This window comes from Lysinibacillus sp. G1-3, from assembly GCF_056322905.1.
Genome location: NZ_JBWHYQ010000003.1, coordinates 158,941 through 171,287 on the forward strand (window position 1 = coordinate 158,941; position 12,347 = coordinate 171,287).

A 12,347-nucleotide genomic window follows, 5' to 3' on the forward strand; every position below is an offset into this window, starting at 1 on the left:
ACCTCAGCTATTGATCCAATAAAAAGCTCCTGGAAAAACTAGCGTTTCCTTCGTTCTATCAGTATCCTTAAGTGTAACCCCAAACGGCCCTTCATTTAATTGACCTAGCGCCATTGTAGCCGCAGTAACTTCGTCATAAAAATCTAGGCGAATATTTGGTAAGTGTAGGGAAATAAACTTTTCTTGTTGTTCAGGCTCTGGTAATTGTAATACTTCCCTCCATAGTTTCACTGTGGCTTGCACATCTTTTACATAAAATTGTACAGATTCCATCGATATGGGTTGATCGCTCTTAATGGCTCCATTTGCTTTTAATTGCGCAACACGTTCCTCGTCTGTATCAGCCCACTCAATCAAAAATGGAAAATCAATTTCCAGCCCTGGCTTCCCAAAATGCAAGAGCTTCCATTCAACTACGGAGCCGTCTGGTCTTGTACGACTACAAGCATCAGGTCCATATACTTCGAAGCCAAGTGCACGTAATCTTTGTCCCTCTTCCTTAATATTTTTTGTACGTAACGCAATTCTTGAAAAACCATAGCGCTCGTTTGTATGTTTAAACGTATAATGTAGTGAATAAGGTAATTTCACTGCATTTTCAAATAATTGACGATCATAGATGGCTATTTGTTCAATATAGTTTAACCCAAAGTAGCTTAACGTATTGAATGTCCCCCACATTGTATGTTGACCACCGTTAACTGTATGGATATTACGTTTTTTTAAGAAAATCATTGTATTCTCAGGTGATTGAACTTGATGAACTAAATGGTCAAAATATAAAGACATGACTCCCCCCCCTTTTTTTCTCTATTATATACTTTACCAGTTAGTTTTGTTGGTTTAAAATAAAATTAAGAATATTACAATTATTGAAATTATAAATACTCAACAAGAAGATGATTGGCACGCTGATGGTTCATCAGAAAAGATTTTTCATTTCCAAAAATCAATGAAGAGGTGATTAGAATGACAGACAAAGTAGCTGCTTTTAAACAAGCATTAGGTAATTATCCAACAGGCGTAACGGTAGTCACTGCTTGTAACGACGCAAACGAACCTTTTGGCTTAACTGTCAATTCCTTTGCATCCGTTTCTATAGATCCACTCCTTATTTTGTGGTCGCTCGATAAAAAATCACAGCTACATTCATATTTTACAGTAGCTCAAAAGTTTGCTGTTAATGTTTTAGCGTATAATCAAGAGCATCTATGTACACTATTTTCAAGTAAAATTCCAGATCGCTTCGCCCAGGCTAACTGGTCAACATCTGCATTAGGTGTTCCAGTTTTGCATGATACTGCAGCCATTTTACAATGTAAAACATTTCAGCAAATCGATGCTGGAGATCATACGATATTTATCGGGCAGGTCCTAGAAATTGACAATGCACAGAAGGAACCTTTACTGTATCATCGCAGACATATCGGTGAAATCCCAAAAAGTTTTTATGAATAGGCTATTGCAAGAAATATATACGCAAAAAAACAGGATGATTCATCGTTGAAATCATCCTGTTTTTTGACGTTGATTTTGTCTTTTTTATTATGGGTGTTTTAGCACAATTCAAATGATAAGCCCCTTCAGATATGGTAAAAAGTAAAAAGGATAGACCACTGAGCATTACCTAAACAAAATGTTGGCTACAAATACGTTAAGGAAATTCCCCCACAACTTAGAAATATCTGTTCACCTATCATCAAATCGTTTACTTTTTTTGTGGGAATCTCTGCTTTTCAAGCCTGTTAATTTGCACAATGACACCATCTTGAATCGTAATGTTTACTTCTCCAAACTCCAAATTTTGAATTGCCTTTGCAATTGCTTCTAGTTTTTTGTTATCTACCTTTGCCTCTTTAGTCATCCGATACACCCCTTCTTTTACATATTTTTTGTACAAAAGAGCCAATACGTCAATCTTAGACCTTTATCCTTAGAAAGCTTTGCTTGGTTCTACCTATACTATTTGTTATTGAAGAAGCTTCATTTTGGGCCAAGTCCTCTACCGCTTCCGATAAAAGAATTACGTTTCTTGGAAATAATTCTATAATTCAGAAAACCTATTGTCAATATAAATATTATAAAACTTAGTTGTTTACTAAGAAATAAAGAAAATGAAGTTTATCTATAGTTATGCTAGTAAATATCACCTCAGTCTTCATAATATAAAAAAACAAAATAAAAACTGTGTAGAGTCTATTTTACCTCTACACAGCTTAATCATTTTATAAAAGATCTATTAATGCTTCTGCGGTCTTTTGCTTGCCCATAACCTTTATCGGTTTCCCGTTAGCTGGTACAATCCAGTGTGGTTCGTCTCCACCGTATAAGGACTGTGAGCTATTAGCTACCATAAACTGAGCGCTGGCAGATTCCATTCGTAGACGTGCACGGGATAGTAAAAATTCCTCATCATCTGTTGCCTCAAGTTTAAAGCCCACTAATGTAACTTCCGGATTCCACCCTTTTATTTGACCTAATACTTTAGGTGCCTTTTTAAAGTGGATGATAGGTGGCTCATCAGATGGCATTTTGCCTGTCTCCTCTATTAGATTCCCAGACTGGTCATACACTTTGTCAATGAGCCAATCAGAACCGGCAGCTGCCATAATGATGATATCCACATGCTCTTCCTGAACAGCATGTCGAACTTTCTCGCCTAAATCTTCAATGCCTTCAAATCGAATGGTACGCATTTTATCTTTATTCGTTGGAAGCTGTGCGAAATAACCATGCATATACAATACGTTTGCCCCAGCCGCTAGTGCCGCTTCCGCTAAATAACAGCCCATCGATCCTTTCGATAAATTCGTATGCCCACGCACACGATCCCATTTTTCAAGTGTTCCCCCACTTGTAATGAGTACGGTCTTCCCTTGTAATGTCCCCATACACTCACCTTTTTTCTAATCAATTTCGCCTTGGCGTAATTGCGTCCGGATTTTGAATTGCGCCTAGGCCTGCACGAGGGCCGACACGATGTCGGTCATTTCGGTAACGCCACAGGATGTGGCGTTTTTAACGATGCAGGTCAGTTAGCCGTTTTCGCAGGAAGCAAAGGTTTTAGGCTAACATCCTTGTATTCATTCCTTTAAAAATCCGTGACATCCGCCGGAGGCTTTAGGTCAACATGATGTTGGTCACTCAGTCGTTGCCACAGGACGTGGCGCACTTAGACTAAGTTCCTCTATTTCAGTAGGTGTTTGGACACCCACTGAAAAAGTAATCAAAATTGCATTCATCTCACCACCTTTAAAGGTGGGAATCTACTGTAGCTGCCGCTTTGCTTTCGCTACAAAAACATTTGCTGATTGAAGATAAATATACAATTACTATTTTAGCGTAATGCTAGGTTATGCTTCAATGCTGTTTTTATAGAGAAAGTTGCTATCCTTTAAGACTTACATATAAATCAATTCCTATTTTGCTCTTTTAACCAGGAACTTAGTATTTCCGCAAACTTTTTGGTCACTGGTGATGCATGGTGTTTCATTGCAATTCCAATTGTCCGATAGCCACCTTGTTTTAACGGAATAGCTTTTATCGTAGGCGGCAAATTATTCGTCACTAATTTCGGTAAAATACTAATCCCAAGTTGGTGAGAAATCATCGACGTGATTCCTACCTCTTCAGATAGTTCAAAACGAATATTTGGCTTCACGTGATATTGCTCTAACAGTACTTTTACATCATTTGTTCCTTTATGTGAAGTCATGATAAATGGCATATCTTCTAGTTCCACAATATCAATTTCTGCTTTATTATAAAGCGGACTTTTATCAGAAACGATACACAGTAATGGATCTTGCTGTAGTTCGATAAACTGAAATTGCTTCGACTTTTGACCATTTAAAAATCCTGCATCCACCTCTCCACTCAATAGCCATTGTTCGATTTCATAATAATCTCCCTCACGTAATTCAACTTGTATACCAGGAAATTGATTGTCCATGATCCGAACAATTTCTGGCATCCAGTTTGACGAAATACTTGAAATTACACCAATTCGCACTTTCCCTCGAGTAACACCGAGTATATGTGCTGCTTCTTGCTGTAACAGTTCCTCTGCATCGAGGACATGCCTCATTGACCTTAACATTGCATCTCCTTCACTTGTTAACGAGACACCCGCTCGACTTCTGTGAATGAGTGCAAAGCCGAAATCCTTTTCTAAACTTGAAACAGCATGACTTACAGCAGATTGAGTTAATCCTAATGCCTCTGCAGCTTTTGTAAAGCTAGCTACCTCAGCTACTTTATTCAAAATCTCATATTTGACTAAACTCATTGTCTTGTCCTCTTTTTACATGAATTTTTTTAATACTGATTATTATAAACATTCGTTTTACTAATCACAATACAAGAGATATAGTAAATTTTAGGTTAAAAACTGTTTTAGTACACAGAATGTAGGTGAGCATAATGAGTATCCAAGGAAAAGCAAATTTATTAATGGTTATAGTGACAATGTTTTGGGGATTATCTTATACCTTTATGGTAATGGGGCTTGAAACATTGGCTGTTTATAATGTGGTGGCATTGCGTTGTATCATCGCATTTTTCGCAGCAGGTATCATCTTTTACAAACGCATGATTAAGGCCGATGCTAAAACTTTAAAATATGCGGCTATTCAAGGTTTTTTATTATTCATTGTGTTCGTTCTAAGCTTATTCGGACTAGAAACAACTTCGGTATCAAATGCTGGCTTTATTTTAAGTCTAACAGTTGTCTTAGTGCCTATTATCAGCAGTTTTATTGAAAAGAAATTACCTTCAAGAGCAGTCAGTTTTGCAATTGTTTGTACAATGATTGGGATTACAGTTTTAACTGCTCACGGCTCATTTACCTTTCAAAAAGGGGATATTTTAATAGCCATTGCTGCACTATGTTATTCGATTTATTTACTGTTAAACAGCTCATTTACGCGTAACGTTGAATCCATTTCATATGGCATTTACCAGCTCGGTTTTGCTGGATTTTACGCACTCGTATTAACATTCATTTTTGAAACACCTACACTTCCAAATACAACGTCTTCTTGGATTGCTATTATTGGACTCGGTGTCATTTGTAGTGCATTTTGTTTCGTAGGTCAAACTGTTGCACAACAGTTTACTTCTGCTACACATACAGGACTAATATTTTCCTTGGAACCAATCTTTGCAGCGATGTTTGCTGTGATGTTTTTAGGAGAAGGATTAACAATAAAAGTATTAATAGGTGGTAGCTTTATTCTAATTGGTAACCTTGTTGCTCAATTAGAGCAGCTTCATGTATTACGCTTTATAAAAAAACATGACCACAAAAAAGCGATTCATTAAATCAATTTTGAAACCTTCTACACAAATAAACAGAGTGATGCATGTGCACTCACTCTGTTTATCGTATTATACTAAAGAAATATTCCCTATTATGTGAATGAAGATGACTTTCAATCACCTTTCACTAGATTATGTCGTCATAGGTTCAATTGTAGGCTCAGCAAATACTACGATGACACCTTGTTCTACGAGATGAGAATAGTAAGCTGTTTGTCCCTCTGTAAGATCAAAACGCTTTAATCCTTCCGTCACAGCCGATTCACCAGTAAACCAAGACTTGAATTGATCCACCCAATTCCCTACTTCATGGGTTTTAACATTTATACCCCATTCTACATCCTCAAATTGGCTTGGATCCTTTGCAATAACATGAATGTCCTCTATTTGATATGCTTCTAATCGCATACTTTCTAAAATATGAAGCATTTCTTCCCTTGTATGGGCCACTTCAATTTGTGGGTTTTGTTCATTTATCATGTTCAATTCCTCCTAACTTTTATGGCTTACTAAGTATCTACCCTTCCTATTCAAAAAAAAACATATTTTGCCCATTCTTTTCCGAACTGTAATATATGTTATTTCTTTGAGAAATATGTCCATCTTTTGAAACAACAAATATGAAACAACAAATATGAAACAACAAAAAACAGACAATGGAAATGCATGAACGAGTTTCCATTGCCTATCATTTATTTGTGGTTATTAGTGCCCAAGGAAGGCCTTTAACATCCATGTATGCTTTTCAAGGGACTGGTACATAGCATTCAGTAAATCCTCTGTTCGATCGTCCCCTTCTTCTGCTGCAAGCCCCATTGTTGAATGTAAAGCTTTCATAATTTTTTGGAAATCTGCAATGGTTGTAGCCACCATTTCCTCCGTCGTCTCATTCCCAGTCGCTTCCTCGATAAAGGACAGCACAAGATGTTCTTTTAACGTAGCAACTGGTTGCCCATCCTTCGAAAGGATACGCTCTGCAATTTCATCTAGATTTAATGTTGTTTCATTATATAATTCTTCAAATTTTGCATGTAGTGTAAAGAAGGAATTTCCTTTAACATACCAATGATAATTGTGCAATTTCGTATAAAGTACAGACCATGTAGCGACAAGTTTATTTAATTGTTTGTTTAAGTTTTGTGTCATTGTTTCTCCTCCAATGTGCCAGTTATTCTAGCCATTAGTATGCGTAGCAAAGTGTATTTGCTATACACACATTTTTTACCATTTATACAAACAATTTTTAAAGTCATTTATCATACAAAACCAAAACATCTTCCCGTGAGAAGATTTGCCTTACAACAGGAGGCAAATGCAGTTCCACAACGACTTCACACAATAAGATTTCATCATTAGAACGTTAGAAAACTTACAACAAACCTAAAAAGAGATTGGCAATTTGTCTCTCTACACAATTAGACTATTTAAGTTCCTTTCGAATTTCCTTAATTTTTGTCACTGGAAGCTTCGAAACCTCTGCAATCCATTCGTCTTCAGCACCCTTTTCAAATAACCCAAAAATTATTTGTTTCATGCCACGTTCAATTCCTAGCTCAATGCCCTCCTGCCTCTCTAATTCCAATACACCAGCAAGTGTTGGTGGTAAATCTTCTTTATATTGATGCAACATTTCTTCCTCCCCTCTAATTTCCTCTTTTACATCTCTTATAAGTTGCTCAGTCATAGCTCTTGGTAGTTTCAACAAATAATCAATAAAGTAAAGTAACGCATTTACTTCTGTTTTTTCAACATTTTCTAATGACCACACTTCTCTTAGTAAAGTTCTTTTGTACGTATTACGAAGACTCATTTCATTTTTTGTACGATTCAAATAAAGAGATGCTAGTAATGCTTTACTGAGTAACTTCGTTGATTTTTTCAATTCTTCTTCATCGAAATCAGATACAACAAATTTATTAAAAGTGTACATTAATTCTGTACCATAATACTTTTCATGATACCGGTTCGTACTTTTTGTACCCTTATCTGTAAAAATAGCAATAGCCACAATCTTCTTACCATATCGATCCCTAATACGATAGAAATATTCAAACATGCGCTTCACAAAATGCACTTCATCTCCAGCTTGTATTTCCGTATGGACAAGGATCCATTGCTCTTTCCCACTTTTCAGATGAACCTTCGCAATTTGGTCAGCTATTTTGCGCCCTTGACGATACTCAATAATTTCTTTGAAAAGCTCCTGTTGCAAAAATTCTACTTGCTTTGAAAAATCCACCTCTAAGTGTAAATCTGGCAAAAAGAACAACAAAAAATCTTCAAACAAATCCGCAATTAACTTCTTCCATAAATTATCTTGATTCACTTGGCTAAGTTTATATAGGTCTGGTTTTTCCCATACTAACTGCATGATAACTTCATTCCTCCCCTTCTTTACACCCATTACACTCAATACGAACATAAGTTTCCACTTTATTATTCTATTTTTAAAAATATTAAAACTATTCTCTATTATTATTTCACTTTCCGAAATAGTTTCGTTATAATGGAGACACTTACACATAAGGGGTGTTTATAGATGGAAGTATTACGAAAAGATGTACCAGTAGAAGAAACCTGGAATTTAAAAGATTTATTTGAAAAGGATGCGGATTTTGAGCCTGTTTTAGTTCAGCTTGTAGAGGATGCACTAAGCTTTGAACGCAAGTATCAAGGTACAATTACGGATGCGCAAAAAGTAATTGAAGTTTTAACAGCTTTTGAAGCATTACAAAAAAGCATTGTCCCTATTGGCACTTATGCAAATTTAAATATTCAAACAGATCTTACAGATGATGTAGCGCAAATGCGTTCTGCCAAATACAGTACTGCGGTGGGTAAAATAAGTAGTGCATTTTCTTTCGTACGCAGTGAATTACTAGCACTAGACGAGGCAATTTTACAAGAGGCCACTGAGTTGAGTCCTATTTACAAAGTTTACTTAGAGGAATTGTTAAAGCAAAAGCCTTATCAGCTGCACCCTGAAGTGGAAAAAGCATTAGCTGCATTTAGCTCAACTTTTAAGGCACCTTATGAAACATATAATACGACAAAGCTTGTTGATATGCATTTTGGACAGTTTGAGGCAAATGGTGAAAAGCATCCATTAAGTTTTGTATTATACGAAAACAACTGGGAGTTCGAGGCTGATACAAACGTACGTCGTACTGCATTTGAAGCATTTTCTAATAAGTTACGAGATTATCAGCACACAACTGCAAAAATTTATAACACACATATTCAACAAGAAAAAACAATGGCGGATTTACGCGGCTTTGACTCTATCATCGATTATTTATTATTTGATCAGGATGTTGATCGATCACTTTATAATCGTCAAATAGACCTTATTACAAAAGAGCTTGCGCCTCATATGCGCCGTTACGCAAAACTTATTCAACAAGCAAACGACATCGAGAACATGACTTTCGCAGACTTAAAAATAGCGTTAGATCCAGAGTATGATCCAAAATTAACAATGTCAGAAGCAAAAGAATATGTTGAAAAAGCATTATCGGTTATGGGCGAGGATTACAAGAACATGATTGAAAAGGCATTTAACGAGCGCTGGATTGATTATGCAACAAACAAAGGAAAATCTACTGGAGCATTCTGCTCAAGTCCATATGGTAATCATCCTTATATTTTAATGTCTTGGAATGAACGTATGAATGAAGTATTTACGCTAATTCATGAGCTAGGACATGCAGGTCACTTTGTAAATGCGCATGCCCATCAATCTTATTTTAATAGCCGTCCTTCTCTATACTTTATCGAGGCACCATCAACAATGAATGAAATGCTTCTAGCCAATTATTTATTGGCCCATAACGAAGATCCTCGTTTCAAACGTTGGGTTATTTCAAACATTGTGTCCAAAACATACTATCATAATTTCGTCACACACTTACTAGAGGCAGCATATCAACGAAAAGTATATGAATTAATTGACGCAGGTGAAGCTGTTAATGCTTCGGTTTTAAATCAATTAAAACGTTCTGTCCTAGAAGATTTCTGGGGCGATACTGTCGACATTTCTGAAGGTGCAGAACTTACTTGGATGCGTCAGCCACACTATTATATGGGCTTATATCCATACACATACAGTGCTGGCTTAACAATTTCTACACAAGTATCCAAGCGTATCTTAAAAGAAGGTAAGCCAGCGGTAGATGAGTGGTTAGCAGTCCTTCAAGCTGGCGGTACGAAGTCACCTGTAGAGCTAGCTCAAATGGCGGGTGTCGATGTTACAACAGACCAGCCGCTTCAAGATACGATTGCTTACATTGGTCACCTCGTTGATGAGCTTGAACGATTAACGACAGAAATGGAAGCTATCAAAAGCTAAACTAACCTTAGAACCATCTATGCTATTTCTAAAGCGTAGATGGTTTTCTTTTTTTAGTTCTAAGTTGGAAAATATGTTCATATAATAGAATCAGGGCGTCCATTTTTTGATATTTCTAAATAGACAATCATTTTTCTTCATACAAATGTACCGTTATTATTAAGTAGATGCAATTTATTTAGCAAAATTCGACTAACAATTTTCAAAGGAAGTGTTTCTAATTATGGTAAAACGTAATGATCCATGCCCTTGCGGTAGCGGCAAAAAATACAAAAAATGTTGTGAAGGCAAACAGCAGGTTACAGTAGAAACTGTAGCAATCGAAGAATTAGAACGTGTACTACAAACATTTTACTTAGAATATCCAGAACGCAAAGATGTTCGTGCTTACATCGAGCATGTAGGTACATGGCAGCCTAAATTAGAAAGCGTACTACAAAGAGAGCTAATTGAAGCGATCGCGTTAGACGACTTCTTCTTCCATCAAGAGCCATCTATTTGGAAAGGTTACTTAAAGAAAACAAAGAAAAAAGCGGTAAGACCTTCAACAGTAAAAGTGTTAGAAGGCTGGTCACAACCTCGTCTATTTATTGGTTCTGTGTCTGTTGTAGAAGAAAAATATTTCAAGGCTACACATGTGTTATCAAATGAAGAAATTTATATTCGTCGTGAAAATGATAAACCAATCCCTGAAGGTATGCATGTCTTTGCATTCATCTTACCGGATGGTACAAAAAAATCAGAGCATTATTTAGCTGTTTCAACGCTGATCTTCTTCCCGGAAGATCACGCGAAGGTGTTTGAGCAATTTAATAAAAATTTCGAGGCTTCTGAGAAGAAGATTGGCGCATTCTTAAAAGAAGAGCATTTATCCTTCTGGGAGTTACTTGTGTCAAACGGTTATAAAGGCGAAGAATTCACGAATTTCGAGAGCAATGTAATCACACAAGTGAAAGATTTCCTTGAGCAAAATGATCGTGAAACAGCTCCTATGTTAGAGCTTTTAGAAGACTACTTAATTGAAGGACAACCATCTGCGCGCAAAGAGGCTGCGATCGCTGCTGGCGCGATTCGATATGGTCAAGAAAAAGAGCTGTTCGAGCCGCTATCAATGACAGTAAAAGAAATTGCAGCGACGTTCGATATTTCAGCTTCCTCTCTCACAAAATACTACCAAGACTTAAGTACCTATGCTGAAACTAAATAATACTTAAAATGATATTGCGCTACACGCTCTAAACAGATTTTAGAGTGTGTGGCGCATTTTTGTTACCATAGAAAAAGCTACATTTGTTATCGGTAGTGAACCAATAACAAAGTAGCTTTTTTTCGGTAACCAACCATCACCATTTTTTTCGAACAAATTGAGTAAAAAAATTTTTTCATTAAGCTTTACTTTATTTAAACATAGTCCATTTAGTCCTATGATTACTTCAAAGGCATTTCTGCAATATGTGAAAACATTATTTACTATATACCTTCATGAGCTCTTCTCCAAGAAATTGTAGTCGCTCTCCTATTGTGCAGGCTTCAATACAGAAGCGATGAGCTCCAGATTTACCACGCTCTTTTCGTAATTGCTTGATCACTAAGCAATCAGCACAATAAATATCATGTAATTCATCAATATCTTTCATAACCGTCACTTTATCCAATTTGAACTCTCGCTCCTTTCACGTCCAAATTTCGCTTCTTACTATTATGAAGTGAACATTTTGAACAAGCAACTATTTTGTTTATCCATATTTAACTTCTTTCAGCAATTATTTTCAATGCGAAAGCGTAGCGACAGCAATAATTAATTTCTGTACCGTAAGCGCTGCGACAGTTACAGATGTTTTTTGTAACGTAAGTGAAGCGACAGTTACAGAAATCCCCCACCATTTTCATAACGCCGGAATTATTGATTATCAACTAAAATATTGTGAAAAAGCACTATTGATGTACAATTAATGTAAAATCTAAATCAAAAAGAGGGGATTTTATGTTAGAAGTTTATATTGATGCAGCTAGTGCAGGAAACCCTGGCCCCAGTGGTATTGGAATATTTATTAAAGGAGAGGGCCACCATATACAAATAAGTGAGTATATAGGACAGACCAATAACCACATTGCCGAATTTACTGCATTAGTACGTGGACTTGAGGAAGCACTCAAGCTTAGTTCAAACCTAGTATCAGTGCGCTCTGATTCAAAAATTGTTGTAGCCTCTATGGAAAAAGAATATGTGAAAAATGAGGAATTTAAACCTTATCTGGAGCAGGCACTTACACTTGTAAGTAACTTCGATTTATTTTTTATTAAATGGGTTCCAGATACGCAAAATAAAGCTGCCGATGCACTTGCACGTAAAGCAATTCAAAAAGAAAAAAATTAAACTTCGGGGACTGTCCCTTGTCTTAAACCAAGAGCCGGTCTCTCCCTTTATCTACATTCACTTTATTTAGATACTTAATATCCCCCAATTTTTCATTTTTATCATCTTCAAATACAATCTTCTATAAAACCAACTTCCTATAAATGTAAATCTCCTTCCATATGATATACGTTTACCTTGTATCATCCCTGACTTTAGATAATGAGCCATAAAGTGGGTGATTTCCTAATTATTATTAGTAAAATTTGTATCTTTAATGTTATTTTATTGACATACTATTGTAATATTACAATGTTAGTATCA

Annotated in this window: 13 protein-coding genes; 5 read left to right on the forward strand and 8 right to left on the reverse strand. The window is 36.2% G+C overall.

Translation table 11 applies throughout. The features are described 5' to 3' along the window. Positions 1-3: 3 nt before the first annotated feature. Positions 4-789 (reverse strand): VOC family protein, encoded by a 786-nt coding sequence (locus tag ACVYAD_RS04100; RefSeq protein WP_476424787.1) that lies wholly within the window; start codon positions 787-789, stop codon positions 4-6. Positions 790-969: 180 nt separating this feature from the next. Between ACVYAD_RS04100 and ACVYAD_RS04105 the strand changes: the two genes are divergently transcribed. After that, positions 970-1,458: a flavin reductase family protein gene (locus tag ACVYAD_RS04105; protein ID WP_349658793.1), complete on the forward strand. Its 489-nt coding sequence runs from the start codon at positions 970-972 to the stop codon at positions 1,456-1,458. Positions 1,459-1,708: 250 nt separating this feature from the next. Here ACVYAD_RS04105 and ACVYAD_RS04110 read toward each other — a convergent pair whose 3' ends face one another. The 3 genes from ACVYAD_RS04110 to ACVYAD_RS04120 all read right to left on the reverse strand — a co-directional run bounded on the left by ACVYAD_RS04110 (position 1,709) and on the right by ACVYAD_RS04120 (position 4,288). Further along, positions 1,709-1,864 carry a YezD family protein gene (locus ACVYAD_RS04110; protein ID WP_349658794.1) on the reverse strand — a complete coding sequence of 52 codons (156 nt, stop codon included), beginning with the start codon at positions 1,862-1,864 and terminating at the stop codon, positions 1,709-1,711. 361 nt (positions 1,865-2,225) lie between these two features. Next, positions 2,226-2,891 (reverse strand): phosphopantothenoylcysteine decarboxylase domain-containing protein, encoded by a 666-nt coding sequence (locus ACVYAD_RS04115; RefSeq protein WP_476424790.1) that lies wholly within the window; start codon positions 2,889-2,891, stop codon positions 2,226-2,228. A gap of 521 nt (positions 2,892-3,412) precedes the next feature. Continuing rightward, positions 3,413-4,288 carry a LysR family transcriptional regulator gene (locus ACVYAD_RS04120; protein ID WP_349658796.1) on the reverse strand — a complete coding sequence of 292 codons (876 nt, stop codon included), beginning with the start codon at positions 4,286-4,288 and terminating at the stop codon, positions 3,413-3,415. A gap of 134 nt (positions 4,289-4,422) precedes the next feature. Here ACVYAD_RS04120 and ACVYAD_RS04125 point away from each other — a divergent pair, with 134 nt between their 5' ends. Continuing rightward, positions 4,423-5,322, forward strand: coding sequence for a DMT family transporter (locus ACVYAD_RS04125; protein ID WP_476424791.1), 900 nt, complete (start codon positions 4,423-4,425; stop codon positions 5,320-5,322). Between the two features lie 129 nt (positions 5,323-5,451). Here the strand turns inward: ACVYAD_RS04125 and ACVYAD_RS04130 are convergent, their stop codons facing one another. From ACVYAD_RS04130 to ACVYAD_RS04140, 3 genes are all read right to left on the reverse strand, one after another. Next, the gene (locus ACVYAD_RS04130) at positions 5,452-5,799 is read right to left on the reverse strand and encodes a general stress protein (RefSeq protein WP_349658798.1); all 348 of its coding nucleotides are present in this window, start codon (positions 5,797-5,799) and stop codon (positions 5,452-5,454) included. A 225-nt stretch (positions 5,800-6,024) separates the two neighbouring features. Next, entirely contained in the window at positions 6,025-6,465 is a 441-nt protein-coding gene (locus ACVYAD_RS04135) for a Dps family protein (RefSeq protein WP_349658799.1), read from the reverse strand. Positions 6,466-6,739: 274 nt separating this feature from the next. Continuing rightward, positions 6,740-7,690 carry an RpnC/YadD family protein gene (locus tag ACVYAD_RS04140; RefSeq protein WP_476424793.1) on the reverse strand — a complete coding sequence of 317 codons (951 nt, stop codon included), beginning with the start codon at positions 7,688-7,690 and terminating at the stop codon, positions 6,740-6,742. A gap of 168 nt (positions 7,691-7,858) precedes the next feature. On the opposite strand from ACVYAD_RS04140, the gene pepF reads away from it, so the two are divergent. Both pepF and ACVYAD_RS04150 read left to right on the forward strand, forming a co-directional pair. Continuing rightward, positions 7,859-9,667, forward strand: a complete 1,809-nt coding sequence (pepF, locus tag ACVYAD_RS04145; RefSeq protein WP_476424794.1) for an oligoendopeptidase F — start codon at positions 7,859-7,861, stop codon at positions 9,665-9,667. A gap of 223 nt (positions 9,668-9,890) precedes the next feature. Continuing rightward, a complete protein-coding gene (locus ACVYAD_RS04150; protein WP_349658803.1) occupies positions 9,891-10,874 on the forward strand; it encodes an SEC-C domain-containing protein in 984 nt (327 codons plus the stop codon). 256 nt (positions 10,875-11,130) lie between these two features. Here the strand turns inward: ACVYAD_RS04150 and ACVYAD_RS04155 are convergent, their stop codons facing one another. Beyond that, complete coding sequence (locus tag ACVYAD_RS04155) at positions 11,131-11,322, reverse strand: zinc-finger domain-containing protein (protein WP_476424797.1); 192 nt, start codon at positions 11,320-11,322, stop codon at positions 11,131-11,133. 329 nt (positions 11,323-11,651) lie between these two features. Between ACVYAD_RS04155 and ACVYAD_RS04160 the strand changes: the two genes are divergently transcribed. Then, positions 11,652-12,044: a ribonuclease HI family protein gene (locus ACVYAD_RS04160; protein ID WP_197144124.1), complete on the forward strand. Its 393-nt coding sequence runs from the start codon at positions 11,652-11,654 to the stop codon at positions 12,042-12,044. The last annotated feature ends 303 nt before the right edge of the window (positions 12,045-12,347 follow it).